The 22,045-nt window shown below is 71.7% G+C and carries 21 protein-coding genes; 16 read left to right on the top strand and 5 right to left on the bottom strand.

The features are described from left to right. The first annotated feature begins 101 nt into the window (after nt 1–101). Complete coding sequence (locus ACFWZH_RS02050) at nt 102–1,652, top strand: PP2C family protein-serine/threonine phosphatase (protein WP_384424335.1); 1,551 nt, start codon at nt 102–104, stop codon at nt 1,650–1,652. A gap of 129 nt (nt 1,653–1,781) precedes the next feature. Next, nucleotides 1,782–3,248, top strand: coding sequence for an aminopeptidase P family protein (locus tag ACFWZH_RS02045; protein ID WP_384424333.1), 1,467 nt, complete (start codon nt 1,782–1,784; stop codon nt 3,246–3,248). A gap of 35 nt (nt 3,249–3,283) precedes the next feature. Here ACFWZH_RS02045 and ACFWZH_RS02040 read toward each other — a convergent pair whose 3' ends face one another. Further along, a complete protein-coding gene (locus ACFWZH_RS02040; RefSeq protein ID WP_384424331.1) occupies nt 3,284–3,934 on the bottom strand; it encodes a TetR/AcrR family transcriptional regulator C-terminal ligand-binding domain-containing protein in 651 nt (216 codons plus the stop codon). Between the two features lie 703 nt (nt 3,935–4,637). On the opposite strand from ACFWZH_RS02040, the gene ACFWZH_RS02035 reads away from it, so the two are divergent. From ACFWZH_RS02035 to ACFWZH_RS02020, 4 genes are all read left to right on the top strand, one after another. Continuing rightward, nucleotides 4,638–5,654 carry an ATP-binding cassette domain-containing protein gene (locus tag ACFWZH_RS02035; protein ID WP_384424631.1) on the top strand — a complete coding sequence of 339 codons (1,017 nt, stop codon included), beginning with the start codon at nt 4,638–4,640 and terminating at the stop codon, nt 5,652–5,654. Then, nucleotides 5,651–6,442, top strand: a complete 792-nt coding sequence (locus ACFWZH_RS02030) for an ABC transporter permease (RefSeq protein WP_384424330.1) — start codon at nt 5,651–5,653, stop codon at nt 6,440–6,442. Before ACFWZH_RS02035 ends, ACFWZH_RS02030 begins: the two co-directional genes overlap by 4 nt. Nucleotides 6,443–6,536: 94 nt before the next feature. Continuing rightward, nucleotides 6,537–7,778 (top strand): cytochrome P450, encoded by a 1,242-nt coding sequence (locus ACFWZH_RS02025; RefSeq protein ID WP_384424329.1) that lies wholly within the window; start codon nt 6,537–6,539, stop codon nt 7,776–7,778. A gap of 4 nt (nt 7,779–7,782) precedes the next feature. Then, nucleotides 7,783–7,986: a ferredoxin gene (locus tag ACFWZH_RS02020; RefSeq protein ID WP_384424328.1), complete on the top strand. Its 204-nt coding sequence runs from the start codon at nt 7,783–7,785 to the stop codon at nt 7,984–7,986. Nucleotides 7,987–8,110: 124 nt separating this feature from the next. On the opposite strand, the gene ACFWZH_RS02015 is transcribed toward ACFWZH_RS02020, so the two are convergent. From ACFWZH_RS02015 to ACFWZH_RS02005, 3 genes are all read right to left on the bottom strand, one after another. Beyond that, nucleotides 8,111–8,347 (bottom strand): hypothetical protein, encoded by a 237-nt coding sequence (locus ACFWZH_RS02015; protein ID WP_384424327.1) that lies wholly within the window; start codon nt 8,345–8,347, stop codon nt 8,111–8,113. 124 nt (nt 8,348–8,471) lie between these two features. Further along, nucleotides 8,472–8,723, bottom strand: coding sequence for a hypothetical protein (locus tag ACFWZH_RS02010; protein WP_384424326.1), 252 nt, complete (start codon nt 8,721–8,723; stop codon nt 8,472–8,474). Between the two features lie 148 nt (nt 8,724–8,871). Beyond that, nucleotides 8,872–9,369 (bottom strand): ATP-binding protein, encoded by a 498-nt coding sequence (locus ACFWZH_RS02005; RefSeq protein WP_384424325.1) that lies wholly within the window; start codon nt 9,367–9,369, stop codon nt 8,872–8,874. 246 nt (nt 9,370–9,615) lie between these two features. Here ACFWZH_RS02005 and ACFWZH_RS02000 point away from each other — a divergent pair, with 246 nt between their 5' ends. From ACFWZH_RS02000 to ACFWZH_RS01960, 9 genes are all read left to right on the top strand, one after another. Continuing rightward, nucleotides 9,616–10,524: a hypothetical protein gene (locus ACFWZH_RS02000; protein ID WP_384424324.1), complete on the top strand. Its 909-nt coding sequence runs from the start codon at nt 9,616–9,618 to the stop codon at nt 10,522–10,524. Nucleotides 10,525–10,688: 164 nt separating this feature from the next. Further along, complete coding sequence (locus ACFWZH_RS01995) at nt 10,689–11,411, top strand: YcnI family protein (protein ID WP_384424323.1); 723 nt, start codon at nt 10,689–10,691, stop codon at nt 11,409–11,411. 71 nt (nt 11,412–11,482) lie between these two features. Further along, nucleotides 11,483–12,127 carry an SCO family protein gene (locus ACFWZH_RS01990; RefSeq protein WP_384424322.1) on the top strand — a complete coding sequence of 215 codons (645 nt, stop codon included), beginning with the start codon at nt 11,483–11,485 and terminating at the stop codon, nt 12,125–12,127. Then, a complete protein-coding gene (locus tag ACFWZH_RS01985; protein ID WP_384424321.1) occupies nt 12,124–12,570 on the top strand; it encodes a copper chaperone PCu(A)C in 447 nt (148 codons plus the stop codon). The genes ACFWZH_RS01990 and ACFWZH_RS01985 overlap by 4 nt, the downstream gene beginning before the upstream one ends. A gap of 60 nt (nt 12,571–12,630) precedes the next feature. Further along, entirely contained in the window at nt 12,631–14,685 is a 2,055-nt protein-coding gene (locus tag ACFWZH_RS01980) for a copper resistance protein CopC (RefSeq protein WP_384424320.1), read from the top strand. Next, nucleotides 14,685–16,025, top strand: coding sequence for an iron uptake transporter deferrochelatase/peroxidase subunit (efeB, locus tag ACFWZH_RS01975; RefSeq protein WP_384424319.1), 1,341 nt, complete (start codon nt 14,685–14,687; stop codon nt 16,023–16,025). The genes ACFWZH_RS01980 and efeB overlap by 1 nt, the downstream gene beginning before the upstream one ends. Nucleotides 16,026–16,211: 186 nt before the next feature. Then, the gene (gene pheA / locus ACFWZH_RS01970; protein WP_384424318.1) at nt 16,212–17,138 is read left to right on the top strand and encodes a prephenate dehydratase; all 927 of its coding nucleotides are present in this window, start codon (nt 16,212–16,214) and stop codon (nt 17,136–17,138) included. Nucleotides 17,139–17,768: 630 nt separating this feature from the next. Then, nucleotides 17,769–19,058 (top strand): serine--tRNA ligase, encoded by a 1,290-nt coding sequence (gene serS, locus ACFWZH_RS01965; RefSeq protein ID WP_384424317.1) that lies wholly within the window; start codon nt 17,769–17,771, stop codon nt 19,056–19,058. After that, nucleotides 19,055–19,885 carry an HAD family hydrolase gene (locus ACFWZH_RS01960; RefSeq protein ID WP_384424316.1) on the top strand — a complete coding sequence of 277 codons (831 nt, stop codon included), beginning with the start codon at nt 19,055–19,057 and terminating at the stop codon, nt 19,883–19,885. The genes serS and ACFWZH_RS01960 overlap by 4 nt, the downstream gene beginning before the upstream one ends. Here ACFWZH_RS01960 and ACFWZH_RS01955 read toward each other — a convergent pair. Next, entirely contained in the window at nt 19,873–20,556 is a 684-nt protein-coding gene (locus tag ACFWZH_RS01955; protein ID WP_384424315.1) for a rhomboid-like protein, read from the bottom strand. The genes ACFWZH_RS01960 and ACFWZH_RS01955 overlap by 13 nt on opposite strands. 322 nt (nt 20,557–20,878) lie before the next feature. On the opposite strand from ACFWZH_RS01955, the gene ACFWZH_RS01950 reads away from it, so the two are divergent. Next, complete coding sequence (locus ACFWZH_RS01950; protein ID WP_384424314.1) at nt 20,879–21,892, top strand: LysR family transcriptional regulator; 1,014 nt, start codon at nt 20,879–20,881, stop codon at nt 21,890–21,892. Nucleotides 21,893–22,045: the final 153 nt, after the last annotated feature.

Here is a 22,045-nt window from a genome sequence, read left to right as displayed (position 1 = left end):
GGCCAAATGTACCGCACAGCATCACTCAACGAAATGCCACACTCCCCGCCAAACTCCCGCCTGACCTGGGGTAATGACTGTCGCGACGATGGCCGCCAGCCATGACCGCGCCACACGTACCGAAAGTGGCTGGAATCGAACCAGCTCTTCCCGCTCCCACGCACACTACGGACCCGCGCGTGGCGCAGCCGCTCGCGGACCCCGCCGCCCGCGCCCCCTCCGGCACCCTTCCGGCCACCCCGCAAGGCGCCGCCGCCCTCCCGTCCGGCACCTCCCCCGAAGCCTCCGCCATCGATCAACTCGCCGCGATCCAGGACCGGCTGGCCGGCTGGATCTCCGACCTGAGCACCCTGCACGACCTGCTCGAACAGCTCGCGCGCACCCGCACGCTCAAGGACGCGCTCCATGAGCTGCTGCGGGCCGGCGCCTCGCTGGTCGGCGCCCGCCGCGGCATGGTCGTGCTCGCACCGGCCGACGGACTCGGCCCCGAGACCACCGTCGGCCTCGGCCTGGGCCACGCCGAGATCGGCCACATCGAGACCATCCCGCGCCGCGCCCTGTCGTACGCGCGGATACTGGACGGCCTCCCCGAGCCGGGCGCCGACGGCGAGGACGCCTCCGAGATCGCCGAGCCCGACATCCCCGGCGAGAAGGACCTCGACCCGCGTCTGCGCGAGGTCGCCGCCCGCCTCGGATACGCCGCCAGCTACGCCGTCCCGCTCACCGCCGACCCCATCGGCCGCACCGGCGCGGCGGTCTGGCTCTACGACGAACCGGCCGAGCCCACCGAACGCCAGCGCCACCTCGTCGGCCTCTACCGCGCGCACGCCGCCGAGCACCTCGCCCGCCTCCTCGAACTCCACCGCACCCGGCAGGCCAACCGCACCCTCCGCGAGGAGCTGCTGCCGCGCCGGCTGCCGCGGATCCCCGGCGTACGCCTCGCGGCGCGGCACAGCAGCGGGCCGCGTGGCGGCGGCGACTGGTACGACGCGCTGCCGCTGCCCGACGGCGCGCTGGGCCTGGCCATCGGTTCGGTGACCGGCTCCGGGCCGAGCGCGGTGGCCGCCATGGGACGGCTGCGGGCGTCGCTGCGCGCGTACGCGGTCATGGAGGGCGAGGACCCGGTCGCGGTCCTCTCCGACCTCGAACTGCTGATGCGGCTGACCGAGCCGGCGCGCAGCGCCACCGCGCTGTTCGCCTTCACCGAGCCGCCGCCCGGCACACCGGGCGGGCCGCCCGCACCCCCGATGCCCGGCGGTATCACCGATCCCTTCGCCCGCAAGGTGGTGCTCGCCGGGGCCGGCCACTGCCCGCCGCTGATCCTCGGCGATCTGCGGACCGAGTACGTGGAGACCTCGCTGTCCGCGCCGCTGGGCATGCTGGGCTGCTGGGAGGCGCCGAGCGTGGAGATCGAACCGGCCGGCGGGGAGACCCTGCTGCTCTACAGCGACGGGCTGCTGCACCGCACCGGTGAGCCCATGGACCGCGCCTTCGCCCGGCTGCACGCGGCCGCCGCGGGCGTCCCCCGGGCGAGCCGCCATGATCCGGAGGCGGTGGCCGATCACATCGTGCGGGCGATGCTGCCGAGGGGCCTGGAGGACGAGTCGTCGGAGGAGGACGTGGCGCTGCTGGTCGCGTACTTCGAGGAGTAGCGCGGCCGAGCGCCTCCGAGACTGCGCGCCCTATAGTCGAAATGCCCGATAAGTCACACCTTCTTACCCCTGGACGGCCTTCCATCCGCACATACGATGGAATGCGGTTCAGTCTTAAAAGGAGGCATAGTGACCGACGAGCTCACGCCGGAGACCCCGGACGAGGACGAGCAGCCGATCAAGCAGCGCAAGAACGGCCTTTACCCGAGTCTCTCGGACGAGCTCGCGGAGAACATGAAGGGCGGCTGGGCCGACACCGAGCTGCGCGATCTGCAGCCGATCGAGCAGGCCCCGAACGCCGCCCGCCGCCGCGCCGCGCTGTCCGCGCGTTTCCCCGGCGAGCGCCTGGTGGTCCCGGCGGGCAATCTGAAGATCCGCTCCAACGACACCGAGTACGACTTCCGCGCCGCGACGGAGTACGTCTACCTCACCGGCGACCAGACCGACGACAGCGTCCTGGTGCTGGAGCCCCGCAAGGGCGGCGACGGCCACGACGCGACGATCTACCGGCTGCCCCGCTCCAACCGCGAGAACGGCGAGTTCTGGCTCAACGGCATGGGCGAGCTGTGGGTCGGCCGGCGCCACAGCCTGACCGAGTCCGAGGCGCTGCTCGGCGTCCCCTGCAAGGACGTGCGCGAGCTGGCCGAGGCACTCAAGGAGGCCACCGGCCCGGTCCGCGTCGTGCGCGGTCACGACGCCGGCATCGAGGCCGCGCTGACCGACAAGGTCACCGCCGAGCGCGACGAGGAGCTGCGGGTCCACCTCTCCGAGGCCCGGGCGGTCAAGGACGAGTTCGAGATCCGCGAGCTGCAGAAGGCCGTGGACTCCACGGTGCGCGGCTTCGAGGACGTCGTACGGGTCCTGGACAAGGCCGAGGCGACCAGCGAGCGCTACATCGAGGGCACGTTCTTCCTGCGCGCCCGCGTCGAGGGCAACGACGTCGGCTACGGCTCGATCTGCGCCGCGGGCCCGCACGCCACCACCCTGCACTGGGTCCGCAACAACGGTCAGGTCCGCTCCGGCGACCTGCTCCTGCTGGACGCCGGCGTGGAGACCACCACCCTCTACACCGCCGACGTCACCCGCACCCTGCCGATCAACGGCCGCTACACCGACCTCCAGCGCAAGATCTACGACGCGGTGTACGAGGCCCAGGAGGCGGGCATCGCGGCGGTCAAGCCGGGCGCGGCCTTCCGCGACTTCCACGACGCGGCACAGCGGGTGCTCGCCGAGAGGCTGGTCGAGTGGGGCCTGGTCGAGGGCCCGGTCGAGCGGGTGCTGGAGCTGGGGCTGCAGCGCCGCTGGACCCTGCACGGCACCGGCCACATGCTCGGCCTGGACGTCCACGACTGCGCCGCGGCCCGTACCGAGGCGTATGTCGACGGCACCCTGGAGCCCGGCATGGTGCTGACCGTCGAGCCCGGTCTGTACTTCCAGGCGGACGATCTGACGGTGCCCGAGGAGTACCGCGGCATCGGTGTCCGGATCGAGGACGACATCCTCGTGACCGAGGACGGCAACCGCAACCTCTCGGCCGGGCTGCCGCGACGGTCGGACGAGGTCGAGGCGTGGATGGCGGGCCTGCTCGCGAAGTAGGCCGCGGCAGCACCCCGTTCCGTCTCCCGGTGGCGTCAGTCGTCGCCGGGAGACGGTCCGTATGACGGCGCGTCGGCCCGCCGCGCGTACGCGCCCGCGCGGGCGGCCGCCCATACGGCGGTGGCGGCGGACTCGGCGAGCGCGGCGTCGACGGGGCGACGGGCGATCAGGATCCGGTAGTAGAAGGGCGCGCCGAGGGCGGCCAGCACCTCCTCCGGATCCGTCTCCTGGGGCAGCTCACCGCGTTCGACGGCCCGCCGCACCATCTGGCCGGCCAGCACCAGCCGTTCGTCGAAGAAGGACCGCAGCGCCTTGGCCGCCTGCGGGTCGCGGGCGGCGGCGGAGACCACCGCCTCGATCAGCCGACTCATCCGCGCCTCCCCGTAGAAGGCGCTTATCGAGCGGGCCAGCACCCGCAGATCCTCCGGCAGCGTGCCGGTGTCCGGCAGCGGCACATCGGCGCTCAGGTCGGTCAGCAGCTCGCAGACCAGCCCCTCGGCGCAGCGCCAGCGCCGGTAGAGCGTCGCCACGTGGATTCCCGAGCGCTGCGCGACCTTCTCCATGGTGAGTCCGGCGAAGCCGCCGTCGTCCAACTCCTGTAAGACGGCGGCCAGTACGGCCTGCCGGGTGCGGGCCGTCCGCCCGCCGGGCCGGGCCGCGCCCGGGACATGGTGCGCTGTCGTCACGACGGCTCCGTATTGCAGTGTGGGTTCACGCCAAGTATTGTCCGAGAAAGACTAACGCGATTGGCTTCGCGTTAGCCCTGGTGTGCGCTGGTCTCGCAGGGACAGGGGACGCCGCGGGGGAGGTCCTCCCACCGCGAGACCGCGCTGCCCCGGGACGATTTCCGGCCAGTCGTCAGACTGCCGATGTTCGCCCCGGTTTGACACTCTCAACGGTAGCCCCGGACAGCAAGCCCCCATGGCGCCCGGAGTCGACGATCCGCCCGCCGTCCAGGACGAGGGCCTCCCGCGACAGCAGCGCCACCTGTTCGCGCCGCCGTTCAACGGGAGTTGACGCAGCGGCACACCCCCGGACCATGACACCGACGCCACGACGCCGACTTCGGGGCGCAGAAGCGCATGAACGGGCTTCGTACGCCCCTCACCACCGCTCACCACCGCTCACCACACCTCACCGCACCCCAATGGCGCCGCCATGGCGCCACGCACGCCAACGTGACACCACAAGGACTTGTCATAGCACCACGGTGATGCCATAGTGGAGCCATGGACCTCACGTCCTAGCTCGCCACCGCTCGGCACCCCAGCACCTCGCCCGGCTCACGTCCGTATCCACCCCGCCTGACCAGCGGGAACGCACCATGGGCCGCCGCGCCCCGCCGAATCGCCACACCACACACAGCACGGAGGATGCCCTGTCATGTCCATGAAGACCCCGTCGTCTGCCGCTCCCCCACCCGCCCCGGCCCGGGCCACCGCCGCACCGGCGATCACCGCCACCGGGCTGTCCAAGTCCTTCGGCGACAAAGTGGTGCTCGACGGCATCGACCTGCGCATCCCCGAGGGCACGATCTTCGCGCTGCTCGGTCCCAACGGCGCCGGCAAGACCACCACCGTCCAGATCCTCTCCACCCTCATCTCCGCCGACGCCGGCCAGGCACGGATCGCCGGGCACGACCTGGGCGGCGACGTCGACGCCGTACGCGCCGCGATCGGCGTCACCGGCCAGTTCGCGGCGGTGGACAACCTGCTGACCGCCCACGAGAACCTGATGCTGATGGCGGACCTGCAGCACCTGCCCCGCCGCGAGGGCCGACGGCGCGCCGCGGAGCTGCTGCACCGCTTCGAGCTGACCGAGGCGGCCAAGAAGCCGGTCGCCACGTTCTCGGGCGGTATGCGGCGCAAGCTCGACCTCGCGATGACCCTGGTCGGCGATCCGCGCATCATCTTCCTCGACGAGCCGACCACCGGCCTGGACCCGCGCAGCCGCCGCACCATGTGGGAGATCATCCGCGGCCTGGTCGCCGACCACGGCGTCACGATCTTCCTGACCACGCAGTACCTGGAGGAGGCCGACCAACTCGCCGACCGCATCGCCGTACTCGACCACGGCAAGCTGGTCGCCGAGGGCACCGCGGACGAGCTGAAGCGCCTGATCCCCGGCGGTCACATCCAGCTGCGCTTCGGCGACGCGCACGGTCTCGACACGGCCGCGGCCCTCTTCGCCTCCGCCGCGCGCGACAGCGAGGAGCTCACCCTCCAGATCCCCAGCGACGGCGACATCCCCACGCTGCGTGCCGTCCTCGACGTCCTGGACAACGCGTCGGTCCAGGCCGAGTCCCTCACGGTGCACACGCCCGATCTCGACGATGTCTTCCTCACCCTCACCGGCCAGGCCCAGTCGGGCGCCGGGGCCGACTCCCAGAAGGAGAGCGTCCGATGAGCTCCCTGTCCTACGCCGTCAGCGACTCGATGACCATGCTGCGGCGCAACCTCAAGCACGCGCTGCGGTACCCGTCCATGACGGTCTCGGTCGTCGCGATGCCCCTGGTGATGCTGCTGCTGTTCAACTACGTCTTCGGCGGCGCCCTGGGGAGCGGGATCGGCGGGATGCCCACCGGCGGCGGTGAGTACATCGACTACGTCGCGCCCGGCATCATCCTGATGGCCGCGACCTCCGGCGCCCTGTCCACCGCCATCAGCGTCTGCTCCGACATGACCGAGGGCATCGTCAACCGCTTCCGCACGATGTCGATCTCCCGCGCCTCGTTCCTGACCGGTCATGTCGTCGGCAGCGTCATCCAGACGCTGTTCAGCGTCGCGCTCGTGGTCGGCGTCGCGCTGCTCATGGGCTTTCGCCCCAACGCCACCGCCGTGGAATGGCTCGCCTTCCTCGGCGTCATGGTCCTGCTCATCCTGGCGCTCACCTGGCTGTCCGCCGCCATGGGCCTGATCGCCAAGACCGTCGAGACCGCCAGCAACATGCCCATGCCGCTGACGTTCCTGCCGTTCCTCGGCAGCGCCATCGTCCCGCCGGAGTCGATGCCCACCGGGCTGCGCTGGTTCGCCGAGTACCAGCCCTTCACCCCCGTCATCGAGACCCTGCGCGGCCTGCTCATGGGCACCGAGATCGGCAACAGCGGGATCGTCGCCCTCGCCTGGTGCGTCGGCCTCACCCTGGTCGGCTACCTGTGGGCGCGCTCGGCCTTCGACCGGGACGCCAAGCGGTGACTCCCCCGCCCCACAAGCCACTTCGCACCATCGCGCACCGCGCCCAGCACCACGCCTTAGCCCACCGCGTCTGACCCCGTATCCGGAGGACACCATGCACCACGAACCGTCGACGAACGCGCCCGAGACGACCGCCGGGGACCCGGCACCGCTCTCCGAGCTGCCGACCAACCGCCCCACGGGCTGCCCCTTCGACCCGCCCGCCGAACTGGCGCGGCTGCGCGAGGAGCAGCCGCTGCGCCGGATGACCTACCCCGACGGCCACGTGGGCTGGCTGGCCACCGGCTACTCCACGGTCCGCGCGATCTTCGCCGACCCCCGTTTCAGCGCACGGTACGAGCTCATGCACTACCCGCTTCCCGGCGGCCCCGAAGGCGGCCTGCCCCCGGCGCCGGTCGGCGACATGACCGGCATGGACGCCCCCGAGCACACCCGCTACCGCAAGCTGCTGGCCGGCAAGTTCACGGTCCGGCGGATGCGCGCCCTGACCGACCGCGTGGAGGAGATCACCGCGCAGCACCTGGACGCCATGGAACGCGAAGGCGGCCCGGTGGACCTGGTGCGGGCGTTCGCCCAGCCCATCCCGGCCCTGATGATCTGTGAACTGCTCGGCGTGCCCTCGTCCGAGCGGGAGACCTTCCAGCGGCAGACGCACACGATCACCGACCTCAGGGCCACCGACGAGGAGCGGTACGCCGCCATGACGGGGATGACGGAGTATCTGCACGCGCTGGTGCTGGCCAAGCGTGCCGAGCCCACCGACGACCTGCTCAGCGACCTGACCACCAGCGATCTCACCGACGAGGAACTCACCGGCCTGGGCAGCTTCCTGCTCGGCGCCGGCCTCGACACCACCGCCAACATGATCGCGCACGGCACCTTCGCCCTGCTGAGCAACCCGGACCAGTTCGCCGCCCTGCGCGACGATCCGGACCTCGCCGAACAGGCCGTCGAGGAGCTGATGCGCTACCTGACCATCGCCCACACCTCCATCAAGTCGGCTCTGGAGGACGTCGAGCTGGACGGTCAGCTGATCAAGGCCGGCGAGACGGTCACCATGTCCATGGAGGCCGCCAACCGCGACCCGCGGCGCTTCCCCGACCCCGACAGCCTCGACCTGCACCGCAAGGCCACCGGCCACCTGGGCTTCGGACACGGCATCCACCAGTGCCTGGGCCAGCAACTGGCCCGCGTCGAGATGCGCGTCGCCCTCCCGGCGCTCGTCACCCGCTTCCCCACGCTGCGCCTGGCCGTCCCGGCCGACGAGGTGCCGCTGCGCACCTTCTCGAACATCTACGGGGTGCGCCGGCTCCCGGTCACCTGGGACAAGGAGTAACCCGATGGCTCTCACCGTCAGCATCGACCGCGACCGCTGCGTCGGCGCCGGAATGTGCGTACTGACCGCCCCCGAGGTCTTCGACCAGGACGACGAGGACGGCCGGGTACTGCTCCGCACCACCGCCCCGTCCGCCGCCCACACCACCGCGGCCCGCCAGGCCGTCGGCTTCTGCCCCGCCGCAGCCATCACCACGACCGAGCGGTAGCCCGGCGGTTCCTCCCCGAGCGGGGGCGAACGCGCCACCCGCCCAACACCGAAAGCCCAAGGCCCAGGTCCCCGGACCTGGGCCTTGTCCGTCTGGGGACGTCCGCCGTGGCGGCGCGCCCGCGCTACTTCTGGCCGGCCAGGCTGATGATGACGAGCAGGACGAGCAGGCCGAGTGCGATGGCGCCGCAGCCGCCGCAGCCGCCTCCTCCGCCGCCTCCGTTGATCTGCTGGGCGCCGCCCGGTACGACGTCCGGATGGTGGCGGGCGTAGTGCTCGACGATCCGCCGTTCGGCCTCGGATTCCTTGAGCCAGGGTGTGATGTAGCGGCACTCACCGCACGCGTTTCTGAACGTCGCCACAACTCCCCCTAGGTCTAGGCCACTTGACTCCAGGGCAGCACGGGGCGAGGCGAATGACAAGCCCCTCGGCAGGCCCCGTCCAGGAGGTTCGGGCAGGCCCCGTCAGTGCCGGGGCGGAGGCCGATCAGTTCCGGCGGCGACGCCGTTGGCCGTACGGGCCGCTGCTGTCGTGGGCGCGCCACTCCTCGTCGTGGAGGTCCCGTTCACCGCTGTCCTGCTTCCCTCCGGGCGCGGCGACCGTCTCGCCTTGGCGGACCTTCTCCAGTAACGAGTCGAGCGGATCGGGCTGCTCATCGCCGTCGCGCTCACGCTCGGGTAACGGCCCGGGAGCGGGCGGCTTGAGAGCGATCCGCTTCACCTTGGACGTACTGCTCATGCGCAGGCCCCCCGCCTCGTCGAGTCGCCTCGACGGCTCGCAAGTTCTCCCCAGAGATCTACCCAGAGCAAGCAGGGAGAAACGGTCGAGACCAGCCCGGAACGGAGGGTTTGCGTACGTCAGCGCCCCATTCCACGGGCGCGACCGGTCACGACGCCATCGGCAGCGCCGCGCCGTCCCGCCACTTGAGGATCTTGTCGAAGCTGACGATCGCGCCGGGGCGGCCCGTGCGGTTGCGGTAGCGGACGTGGTCGGTGAGGGCCTCGATCAGAAAGAGCCCCCGGCCTTCCTCGGCAAACACGGGAGCCTGCGCGGGGGTGGGCACGGGGGCCGGTGTGGAGGCGCGGTCCGCGGCGGTATGGGGAGGGGCCGGGGGTACGGAGCTGCCGTGGAAGCCGGGACCCGAGTCGGCGACTTCGATCCGACAGGTGTCGCCGTCGATGAAGGCCGTGACGCGGTAGTCCTCGGTGGCGGCGTCCCCGCCGTGTTCGACGGCGTTGGCGCAGGCCTCGGAGAGGGCCACCGACAGGTCGTAACAGATGTCCGGGTCGACGCCCGCGGTCTCCATCGTGCCCAGCAACAGGCGACGGGCGAGCGGCACGCTTGCCGCCTCACGCCGCAAGTGGAGTGACCACCAGATGCTCATCGCTCCAGCCTCCTGGCCGCGGCTCGACATATCGTTACCTATTGCCGTGCCACAAGGTCCGTAAGCATGTCCGGGACGTGATACCGCTCATTCGGCGGATGCGAAGACTGAGCGCATCGGTGTAGGTGAAGCGCCGCGTACACGCCCTCGCGCGCCCCGCCTGCCACCCTTGACGCCCGGGGAGGCGCCCCTCGCCACCGCCCTGCCGTAGTCGGCGGGCGAGGGCAGTGGGATGATGGCGCGGCCATGTCTGCCCCATCTGCCCCGAGCGCGCGCGCAGCCGCCGACCTGCGGCTGCTGAGGGCTGCGGTCTTCACCGTGGTCTGCGTCGCGCTGTCCGCGGCCGGGCACATGATCGCGTCGTGCGCGACCGTCCCGCTGTGGACGCTGGGTGTCGCGGCCGTCATGGTGTTCGCGGTGGCGGCCCCGCTGGCCGGGCGGGAACGCACGCTGCCGGGCATCGCGGCGGGGCTCGCGGTGGGCCAGCTCGTACTGCACTCGCTGTTCACCTGGGGGCAGGCCCCCGTCCTTCCGGCGTCCCGTACGGCGGCCATGGCCGGCATGACCGGCATGGCGGACATGGCGGGGACGACGACGAGCGGCCGGGTCGGCAGCGGCTTCGGCGGCGCACTGTCCGATTCGGCGGCGATCGCGCTCGCCCGGCACCTGACCTGCGGGCTCGGTGCGGGCCGGGTGGACGGCGACCAGGCGCGGCGGATGCTCGGCACGGCCGGGCTCGACGCCGCCTCCGCCACCGCACCGGCCGGACACGGAGCGGCCGGTGGCGCGGCCGCCGGCGACCTGTCCATGGCGCACTGCGTGGTGCCGTCCGTGCCCATGCTGTTGGGGCATCTGCTCGCCGCGCTCGCCCTCGGCTGGCTGCTGCGGCGGGGCGAGGCGGCGCTGTGGCGACTGGTCCGGCTGTCGGCTCCGGCGGCGTACGAGATCACCGTAACCGCGCTGGTCGGTGCGCTGCGCGGAGCGCTCGCGCTGGTCCGTGCCCTGCTCGCGGTCCTCGGTGCGGCGCACGACGATGCGCTGCGCGCCTCCGTTTCGTACGGGGATGACAAACCCGGCCCGAAGGACCCCGCGCTCCACCACAGTGTCGTCAGGCGAGGACCCCCCTCCCCGGCCGCCCTGGCCCTCGCGGCCTGACGTCGCGCAGCACGCTCCCACGTGGGGCTCCCTCCCATGCCCGCACGGCCTGGGGGAGGGTACGGGCTCGCGCGCCGTCGCCGTCGCCGTGCGCGCGCCGCCGACCACCGTCACCCGTGCCTTTCCTCTTCCTGTGGAGCGTTTTGATGTCGAATAAGTCTCGTATGTCCAAGTTTTCCCGCCTGTCGCTCGTGGGCGGTGTCGCGGCCGGCAGCGTGCTGCTGCTCGCCGGCCCGGCCTTCGCGCACGTCAGCGTGCAGCCCGGCGAGGCGCCCAAGGGCGGCTATGCGGTCGTCAACTTCAAGGTGCCCAACGAGCGGGACGACGCCTCGACGGTGAAGCTGGAGGTGACGCTGCCGACCGACCACCCGCTGGCGTCCGCCATGCCGCAGCCGGTGCCCGGCTGGAAGGTCTCGGTCACCAAGTCCAAGCTCGCCAAGCCGATCGAGATGCACGGCGAGAAGATCAACGAGGCGCCCTCGAAGATCACTTGGACCGCCGAGGACAAGGGCGTCGAGCCCGGCCAGTTCCAGCAGTTCCCGGTCTCCGTCGGGCAGCTGCCCGAGGACGCCGACGAGCTCGTCTTCAAGGCCCTCCAGACGTACGACGACAAGGAGGTCGTGCGCTGGATCGAGCCGACGAAGGAGGGCGCGGCGGAGCCGGAGAACCCGGCGCCGGTGCTGAAGCTCACCGCGGCCGAGGACGACGGCCACGGCGCCTCCGGCGCGAAGCACGCCGGCGCCAAGAGCGACGCCGAGATGACGACGGCCGCCGCGCAGACGTCCGCCAGCGACACCACGGCGCGCGTCCTGGGCGTCATCGGCATCGTGGTCGGCGTCGCCGGAGTCGGCTTCGGCGTGTTCGCCGGCCGTCGCCGCAGCGCCTGACCACCGCGGGGCCGGCGCCCGACCCGCGCCGGCCCGGCCCCCCTCGGAAGAACGTATGGGATTTATCTGCAATGCGTAGAAGGACCCTGCTCGCGTCCGCCCTCGCGGCGGCCGCGGCCCTCAGCCTGACCGCCTGCGGCGGCGACGAGAGCAAGCCCGCCGCCGTCGTCTCCGGTGGCACGACCGCCAAGCCGATCGTCACCCTCGACACCCCGCTGGAGAAGCCCGACCTGGTCCTGACCGGCACCGACGGCAGGAAGTACGACCTGCTGGAGCGGACCAAGGGCCACCCGACGCTGATCTACTTCGGCTACACCAACTGCCCGGACGTCTGCCCGCTGACGATGGCCAACATCGCCGTCGCCGTGAAGCAGCTGCCCAAGGCCGAGCAGAAGGACCTGCGGGTCGTGTTCGTCACCTCCGACCCGGAGCGCGACACCCCGGCCGCCCTCAAGAAGTGGCTCGCCGGCATCAACAAGGACTTCGTCGGGCTGACCGGCGCGTTCGACACCATCCAGGCGGGCGCGCGCAGCGTGAACATCGGGATCGAGAAGCCGGTCAAGAAGAAGAACGGCGATGTCGTCTCCACCCATGGCGCGCAGGTCCTGCTGAGCTCTCCCAAGGACGACAAGGTCCATTGGATGGGCATGCAGGAGGCGACCTCCGACAACTACACGACCGCACTTCCGAAGATCATCAAGGGACAGAACCCGTGAACCGCCGTACCACCCTCGCCGCCGCCCTCGCCCTGACCGCCTCTCTCGCCCTCGCGGGCTGCGACACCGGGCAGCCCGACCCGCAGATGACCGCCGAGGGCGCCTACATGCCGCAGCCGGTCACCCAGGACATGGCCGGCGGGTTCCTCACGATCAAGAACGGCGGCGCGGCCGACAAGCTCACCGCGGTCACCACCGACCAGGCCAAGGACGTCACGATCCACAAGACCGCCGGCAACAAGATGGAGCAGGTCAAGTCCCTGCCCATACCGGCGGGCGGCGAGCTCAGGCTCGAACGCGGCGGCAACCACCTGATGCTCATGGGCCTCAAGTACAAGCCGACCAAGGGCGACGTCATCCGTGTCCAGCTGCAGTTCGCGCACGCCGAGCCCGTCAACGTGGACCTCCAGGTCAAGGCCGCCGACTACCAGCCGAAGAAGTAACGGGCGGCACAGCAGGTCACGGCAACAGCACTCACACGGCAGTTGAGGGGAGCGATCACTATGGTCACCACCGGGCTACCGCCACGACGGTCCGCCGCGCTGCGGCTGCTGATCGTCGCGGTGGCGCTGGCCGGCGCGCTGTTCGGCGCCGCCGCCCCGGCGTCCGCGCACGCCGCGCTGACCGGCAGCACGCCGGCGCAGGGTTCGGTGGTCGACCGCGCACCCGAGCAGGTGACGCTCACCTTCTCCGAAGGCGTCGCGATGGGCGACGACTCCATCCGGGTCCTGGACCCGCAGGGCAAACGGGTGGACCGCGGCAAGCTGCGCAACCTGTGCAGCGGCAGCGTCGTCAAATACGGCACGGGGCTGCCGCCGGGGCTCCGCGACGGTACGTACACCGTCGCCTGGCAGGCGGTCTCCGCCGACAGCCACCCCGTCTCCGGGGCCTTCACCTTCTCCGTCGGCGCTCCCTCCAAGTCCGCCGCCGCGCTCCCCCAACAGGAGGTCGGCGGCGGGCTGGTCGGCGCGCTCTACGGCATCGCCCGCTATCTGGCCTACGCCGGGTTCGTGCTGCTGGTCGGCGGCGCCGCCTTCGTGGTGGCCTGCCGGCCGGCCGCCGCGCTCGTACGGTCGGTGCAGCGGCTGGTCGTCCAGGGCTGGGTGGCGCTGACCGCCACCACGCTCGCGATGCTGCTGCTGCGCACCCCGTACACCGGGTCCGGTGATCTCTCCGACGTCTTCGACCTCGGTGGCCTCCAGCAGGTGCTGATCACCAAGCCTGGCGCGGCACTGGTCTCCCGGCTGCTGCTGCTCGCGGCCGCGGCGCTGTTCGTCGCGGTGCTCTTCGGGGCGTACGCGCGGCTGCAGGAACCGGAGCGGGCGCAGGAGGAGGCGGCCGAGGGGGACGGGGCCGAGAGGGACGGGACCGACGGGGACGGGACCACCGCAGAGGCCGGCGACGAGGCCGGCGACGGTGGCGGGCAGGCCGCGGACCACGCCGAGGAGGCCAGGCGGCGCAAGGACCTCACCTTCGGGCTGGGCATCGGCGGGGTGATCGTGGCGATCGGGCTCGCCACGACCTGGGCGATGGCCGAACACGCCTCGACCGGGCTGCAGCCCGCCGTCGCGATGCCGGTCGACGTGCTGCATCTGCTCGCCGTCGCCGCCTGGCTCGGCGGGCTGGCGGCGCTGGTGGTGTCCCTGTACTGGGGCCCGCCGGTCGAGCGGACCGCCGTACGCCGCTTCTCGCGGATCGCGTTCGGCTCCGTGGTGGTACTGGTGGCCACCGGCGTCTACCAGTCCTGGCGGCAGGTGGGCACCTGGCACGCGCTCACCGACACCGCCTACGGGCGGCTGCTGCTGCTCAAGGTGGGCCTGGTGGTGGTCCTCGTCGGGATCGCCGCGGTGTCGCGGCGGTGGACGGGGCGCCTGGGCGAGGTCCGCCAGGCACCCGACCGCGAGCCCGTTCCCGCCCTCGTCCCCGATCACGGCCCGGAGGCGGAGCCCGACGAGGACCCGGCCGCCGGATCCGCTCCGGACGCCGCCCGCGCCGCTCAACTGGCCCGTCAGCAGGCCGCCCTGCGCACCGCCCGGACCAAGCGGCTGCGCGACGCGGACCCCGAGCGGTTGGGACTGCGCCGGTCGGTCCTGGCCGAGGCGACGGTCGCGGTCGTCCTGCTGGTGGTCACGACGGTGCTGACCGCCACCGAGCCGGCCCGTACGGAAGAGGCGGTCAAGGCCGCTTCCGGCGGGCAGTCCACCGCGGCCAACCAGCCGCAGGTGCTGACCATTCCGTTCGACACCGGCGGTACGGGCGGCAAGGGCACCGCCCGCCTCGACCTCGACCCCGGGCGCAGCGGCAACGCCAACGAGCTGCGACTGCGGCTCTCCGACGCGTCGGGCAAGGCCATGGACGTTCCCGAGGTGAAGGTCTCCTTCACCCAGAAGTCCCAGAAGATCGGGCCGCTGCCCTTCGTCCCCCGGCACGTCGGCAAGGGCCACTGGCGCGCGAGCGGCGTCCAGCTGCCGGTCCCCGGGCAGTGGCAGCTCTCGCTGCTCGTACGGACCTCCGACATCGACCAGGTGACCGAGACCAAGAACGTGAAGATCGGCTGATGAGCAAGCGAACCGAACAAGCCGGCGCACCCCGGACCACCGGCGCGAAGGCCTCCGACGAGTCGAAGACCTCCGGCGGCTCGAAGACCTCCGGCGACCCGCAGGCCTCGACAGAGCTCTCCCGCCGCCGGCTGCTGGGCACCGTCGGTGCGGCCGGCGCGGCCGGGCTGGTCGTCGGCGGGGCCGGCGGCGCCATCGGTGCCTCCGCCTCCCAGCAGGACGCGCCCAAGGCCCTTGCCACCATCGGGTCGACCGAGGTGCCGTTCCGGGCGGCGCGTGCCCGGCACCAGGCGGGGATCACCACGCCGCTGCAGGCCAACGGGCATCTCGCCGCCTTCGACCTGGCACCCGGCGCGGACCGCAAGGCCGCGGCGGCGCTGCTGCGCCGCTGGTCGCGGACGGCCGAGGAGCTGATGGCCGGACGCACCCCGGACGCCGACACCGGGGTCGCCCTGGACGCCGGCCCGTCCTCGCTGACCGTCACCTTCGGCTTCGGCCACAGCTTCTTCGGCCGTACGGGCCTGACGAAGCGGCGCCCCGTACAGCTCGACCCGCTGCCCGACTTCTCCGCGGACGCGCTGGACCCCGGGCGCAGCAACGGCGATCTGTGGATCCAGATAGGCGCCGACGACGCGCTGGTCGCCTTCCACGCGCTGCGGGCGCTGCAGAAGGACGCGGCCGGCAGCGCCCGGCTGCGCTGGCAGATGAACGGGTTCAACCGCACACCGGGTGCCACCGCGCACCCGATGACCGCCCGCAACCTGATGGGCCAGATCGACGGCACCAACAACCCCAAGCCGTCCGACGAGGACTTCGACCAGCGGATCTTCGTGGGGCGGGACGCCGAGCAGCAGTGGATGCGCGGCGGCTCGTACGCCGTCTTCCGCCGGATCCGGATGCTGCTGGACGACTGGGAGAAGCGTTCCCGGCGCGAGCAGGAGAAGGTCATCGGGCGCCGCAAGGACAACGGGGCGCCGCTGACCGGCGGCTCGGAGACCACCGCGATGCGGCTGGACGCCACCGGCCCGGACGGGCTGCCGATCATCCCGGCCAACGCGCATGCCCGGATCGCGGCGCCGGAGTCCAACCAGGGAGCGGCGATGCTGCGCCGCCCGTTCTCCTTCCACGACGGCTACCGCGAGGACGGCGCCCCGGACGCCGGGCTGCTGTTCATCTGCTGGCAGGCCGATCCGCTGCGCGCCTTCACCCAGATCCAGCGGAAGCTGGACCGCGGGGACGCGCTGTCGCCGTTCCTGCGGCACGAGGCGAGCGGGCTGTTCGCGGTGCCGCCGGCCGCGGAGGCGGGCGACTACGTGGGCCGGCCGCTGCTGGAGGGGTGATCCCGCGGCGGCAGGGGTGATCCCGCGGGCGGCCACGGCCCAGGGGGCCATCCCCCTGGAGCCGTCCCCCTGGGGCCGTCCAGCGGCTGGAAGCCCCGCCCGGCGGCCGGAACGGCTCGGTATCGTGGCAGGGCAGGGAGAAGATCGGCGGGGTGCCCCCGCAGTTGCGCGAGGGAGTGCTCAAGGATGTCGGCCAGCCGCTATACCTATCTCGGCCCCGCGGGCACGTTCACCGAGGCCGCGCTGCGCAGCCTTCCCGAGGCGGCGACCCGCGAGCTGGTGCCGATGGTGTCGGTGCCGGCCGCCCTGGACGCGGTGCGCGCCGGTGAGGCCGCGGCCGCCCTGGTGCCGATCGAGAACTCCGTCGAGGGCGGGGTGACCACCACCCTCGACGAACTGGCCTCCGGCGAGCCGCTGATGATCTACCGCGAGGTGCTGCTGCCGATCGCCTTCGCCCTGCTCGTACGCCCGGGCACGGCGCTCGGCGACGTCAAGACGGTCACCGGCCACCCGGTCGCCCAGCCGCAGGTGCGCAAGTGGCTGGCGGCGCAACTCCCGGAAGCGGTGTGGGAGTCGGCGGCCTCGAACGCCGACGGCGCACGGCTGGTGCAGGAGGGCCGCTACGACGGCGCGTTCGCGGGCGAGTTCGCGGCGGCGACGTACGGCCTGGAGCCCCTGGTCACCGACATCCACGACGCGCAGAACGCGGCCACCCGCTTCGTCCTGGTGGGCCGCCCGGCCCGGCCCGCGGCGCCCACCGGCGCGGACAAGACCTCGGTCGTGCTGTGGCTGGCCGAGGACCACCCCGGTGCGCTGCTGGAGCTGCTGCAGGAGTACGCGGTGCGCGGCGTCAGCATGATGCGGATCGAGTCCCGGCCGACCGGGGAGGGCATCGGCCGCTACTGCTTCTCGGTGGACTGCGAGGGGCACATCACCGACCGCCGGGTGAGCGAGGTGCTGATGGGACTCAAGCGGGTCTGCCGCGAGGTGCGGTTCCTCGGCTCGTATCCGCGGGCGGACGAGACGACGCCGAGTGTGCGGCGGCAGATGACGGACTCGGCGTTCACCGAGGCGTCGGACTGGCTGGCGCGCTGCCTCGACGGGCGGGGCTGAGCCGCCCGCGGTCCCGGCACGACCTGCGGCTTTCCATGGCCTGTGGGTTATCCACAAAGTTATCCACAGGCACGGTTCTCGACCTGTGGGTAAGTCGACATGAAAGCCGTGCGGAGTCGACAAATCGGTCTACTGACACCACATCGTTCCACAGCGCCCTACCACGCCCTCCGTCAGCACAATTCATGCGATCAATCCTTTAGAGCGAGGCAATCCCACACGAAAGAGTGCGTGAACGGGGTTTGGACCGAGAATCCATAGCCGAGCATTTCGACAGCGGAATGATCGACTCCGACTTCCACAGATCTCACACACAGCCTGTGGATAAGGGTCGGAGAACCCTCTCCCCCTGTGGACAACCGAGGGATCTCAGGGGAAAACCGGGGCCCCAACTCCCGCTGTCCACATGAGGGATCACCCGGCACCCACCCCCATGAAAGCCCTCATCGCGGACATCCGGAATTCCGCCGCACACCCCCTCGCACTTATCCGCCGCTTACGCGTCGACCCCTCGCGCATCTCCGTCTCCAGCCCGCGCCCCTAAGGGAATAAGTACCTCAAAACGGGCAAATCGATATGCCGGGGAATATCGCGTCGAGGAGCCGTGCGCGGCCCCGGTAGCCTGGGGGTGTGATTGACCTTCGCCTGCTCCGTGAGGACCCCGACCGTGTGCGCGCGTCCCAGCGCGCCCGTGGAGAGGACGTCGAGCTCGTCGACGCGCTTCTCTCCGCCGACGAGCGGCGCAGGTCCTCCAGCGTCCGCTTCGACGAGCTGCGTGCCGAGCAGAAGGCGCTCGGCAAGCTCATCCCCAAGGCCAGTGGCGACGAGAAGGCCGAGCTGCTGAAGAAGGCCGGCGAGCTGGCCGCCGCCGTCAAGGCCGCCGACGCCGCCCAGGACGAGGCCAAGGAAGAGACCCAGCAGCTGCTGCTGAAGCTCGGCAACCTCGTCCACCCCGACGTACCGGTCGGCGGCGAGGAGGACTTCACGGTCCTGGAGACGCACGGCACGATCCGCGACTTCGACGCCGAGGGCTTCGCCCCCAAGGACCACCTGGAGATCGGCGAGCTGCTCGGCGCGATCGACGTCGAGCGCGGCGCCAAGGTCTCCGGCTCCCGCTTCTACTACCTGACGGGCGTCGGCGCGCTGCTGGAGCTCGCCCTCGTCAACGCCGCCATCGCCCAGGCCACCGCGGCCGGCTTCACGCCGATGCTGACCCCCGCCCTGGTCCGCCCGCGCGCCATGGAGGGCACGGGCTTCCTCGGCCAGGCCGCCGAGAACGTCTACCACCTCGAAAAGGACGACTACTACCTGGTCGGCACCTCCGAGGTCCCGCTCGCCGCGTACCACATGGACGAGATCGTCGACGCGGCCAAGCTCCCGCTGCGCTACGCCGGTTTCTCCCCGTGCTTCCGCCGCGAGGCCGGCACGTACGGCAAGGACACCCGCGGCATCTTCCGGGTCCACCAGTTCGACAAGGTGGAGATGTTCTCCTACGTCGCGCCGCAGGACGCGCAGGCCGAGCACCAGCGGCTGCTGGACTGGGAGAAGCAGTGGCTGACCTCCCTGGAGCTGCCGTTCCAGGTCATCGACGTCGCCACCGGTGACCTCGGCGCCTCGGCCTCCCGCAAGTTCGACTGCGAGGCGTGGATCCCGACCCAGGGCAAGTACCGCGAGCTGACCTCGGCCTCCAACTGCGACGAGTTCCAGGCCCGCCGGCTCTCGGTCCGGATGCGCGAGACCGTCGACGGCAAGCAGAAGGTCCAGCCGCTCGCGACCCTCAACGGCACGCTCTGCGCCGTACCCCGCACGATCGTGGCGATCTTCGAGAACCACCAGCAGGCGGACGGCTCCGTGCGCGTCCCCGAGGTGCTCCGCCCCTACCTGGGCGGCCGGGAGATCCTGGAGCCCGTCGCCAAGTGAGCGCATCGGCTCCGACGGCAGCCGCACCGCTGCCGTACAAGCTCATCGCGACGGATCTCGACGGGACGCTGCTGCGCCCCGACGAGACCGTCTCCGAGCGCACGCGCCGGGCGCTCGCCGCGGCCACCGCGGCAGGCGCGGCGCACATCGTCGTCACCGGCCGTTCGGTGCCCTGGACCCGGCACATCCTCGAAGCCCTGGACTACCACGGCCTCGCGGTGTGCGGCCAGGGCGGGCAGGTCTACCACGCCGGTGAGCAGCGGCTGCTGACCTCGGTGACGCTCGACCGGCAGCTGGCCGGTCTGGCGCTGTCCAAGATCGAGGCCGAGGTCGGCCCGCTGTTCCTGGCCGCGAGCCGGGACGGCCTGGACGGTCAGGTGCTGATCGGCCCCGGCTACCGCGTACAGGCCGGCCCGCTGTCGAACGTCCCGATGGACGACCCCGGCGAGCTGTGGGCCGCGCCGCTGAACAAGGTCTACCTCCAGCACCCGACGCTGGACGACGACGCGCTGGCACAGGCCGCACGCCAGGTCGCCGGTGATCTGGTGGGCGTGACGATGGCCGGTCCGGGCGTCGTCGAACTGCTGCCGCTCGGCCTGACCAAGGCCACCGGCCTCTCGCTGGCCGCCCGCCGCCTGGGCATCACCGCCAAGGAGACCGTGGCCTTCGGCGATATGCCCAACGACATCCCGATGTTCGCCTGGGCCGCGCACGGCGTGGCGATGGCCAACGCCCATGACGAGCTGAAGGCCGTCGCGGACGAGGTGACGGCCTCGCCCGAGGACGACGGGATCGCGGTCGTGCTGGAGCGGGTCTACGGGCTCTGACCCGGCTCCGGTTCCGCCTCCTCGACGACCGCCGCCGCCGGGGTCAGCGGCCAGGCCGCGAAACCCATGACCAGCGCGATGGCATGGCCGAAGTCGGTGAACGTCGCGCCGGTCGTCAGCGGAACGCCGAAGAAGACCAGCACCGCGACGAGGTACACGTAGCGCCAGGGCGGGGGCAGCCGGTAGGTCAGTACACCGGCGGCCGCGGCCAGCCCGTAGGAGACCCCGATGTCGACGACATGGGTCATCGAGCGCGGCAGCTGATGGCCCTCGATGGCCAGCAGGACGAGTTCCTGGCTGGCGAGGGTGGCGGCGACATGCGCGCCGCCGACGATCAGCAGCCAGCGCCAGGTCCCCACCCAGCGCTCGACGTTGGCGTGCACCAGCTCGAACATCACCGCGTAGAGCAGGAACGACCCCGGCCGTTCGATCCAGAAGCCGCTGATCAGCAGCGAGGGCAGCGGATGCTCGTTCAGCTCGTGGATGTTGCTGCTGGTGCGGTGGACGAGGAACTGCCCCAGCCCCTCGGAGGCGGAGGCGATCACGAGGCTGGTGACGCCGATGATCAGCAGCCAGATATGGGTGCCCGGACTCGTCCGCACCCAGTCCTTCACCCGGTCGGCGAGGCCGCGCCCGGACCACCACGACCGGCCGCCGCGCAGCGGCTCCATCAGCGGTCCCCTCGCCGGCGATCGGATACACCGGAGCCGTGGGTACCGCCGAGGCTGTGCATGCTGCCGAAGCCGTCGGTACGTCTGACGGCCTTTCCGTCGGTTTTCACCCTTTGAGGGTAGGCGGTGTCTGCCCGGCGGGAGGGCGGGACGTGCGGGTCGGCACCCGAAACCGTACGGCCGTACGCGGTTCCGGGTTGCCGCCCTGGGCCCTGGGACGATCTTCGCTGCGGCGCCACACCCCAGTCAATCCTCTGGTTTCCTTCCAAAACCCTTAGCCCCAGCTTGGATAGGGCCACTGGAAGGGAGCTACCGTACCCAGGTGACCCTCGACGACCTGCGCGCCTTCGTCGCCGTGTGCGAGACGGGCAGCCTCAGCGCCGTCGCCCGACGTCTCGGCTGCACGCAATCCGCCGTCAGCCAGCGCATCAAACGCCTCGAACGCGAGGCGGGCATCAGCCTGTTGGAGCGCCGGCCGCGCGGTGTCGCACCGACCCAGGCCGGCCGGATCCTCAACCGCGCGGCGGCGGACGGCCTCAGCGGGCTGGACGCGGCCCTGCGGCAACTGGGCGATCTGCGCGCGGGCGACGGCGGCACGGTCCGGGTCACCACCGGTGCCACGACCGTACGGCACTTCATGGCCGACGCGGTGGTCGCCTTCCGCGCCCGCCATCCGCACGTCAACCTGGAGTTCCAGACCGAGAGTTCCAGCCGCCGCTGCTTCGAGGCGGTCGCGGACGGCGGCTCCGAACTGGCCTGGATCACCATCGGCCCACCCGTGCGCGGCATCGAGCAGCATCCGGTCATCGGCCTGCCCTGGGTGCTCGCCGTACGCGCCGACGACCCGCTCGCGACCCGGGAGCGGATCGAGCCGGAGGAGCTGGCCGGCATCCGGCCCATCCGGCTGCCGGAGGACTCCACCTCCCGTATGCGGCTCGACGGCCACCTCAGCCACCGGGACGCAGGGCAGCTGCCGTCCCCGAGCACCACCAGCGTCGCCGACTGGGACACCGCCCTGCTGCTGGCCGAACTCGGCGTCGGCCATGCGGTCGTCCCGCGTCCGCCGGGTCTCGCGACCACCGCCGACTCGCCCCTGCGCCTGGTCCCGATACCCGCGCTGCCCTCACTGGCCACCGGCTGGGCGGTGCGCACCTGGGCGGCGCTGAGCCCGGCGGCGGTGGAGTTCGCGGAGACGGTCACCGCGTGTCTCGGAGATGACCGTGAGCAGCGGTCCGGATCCGGTGCGCGAGGGGCTGCGCGGTCGGCGACGTCCGGGGCCGGGCCGGAGCATCGGGGCCCTGGGGCGCTTTCCGAAGCCGGGGCATCGGGTCCGTAGGGGATGTCGGGGCCGCGCCCCGGGCGTTCCCGGCCGGGATCCGGCCGCGCCCCGGCTGCCGCGCAGCGTCACCGCCGCCCCACAATCGGCCACCACCCGGCAGCATCGCGTCAAACAGTGTCCACAACCCGTCAATGACGCGTCAGCGACTGG

The organism is Streptomyces sp. NPDC059008 (assembly GCF_042749045.1).
GTDB lineage: Bacteria > Actinomycetota > Actinomycetes > Streptomycetales > Streptomycetaceae > Streptomyces.
Note: the sequence above shows the minus strand (reverse complement) of the source record. Positions and strands in the feature narration are given on the sequence as shown.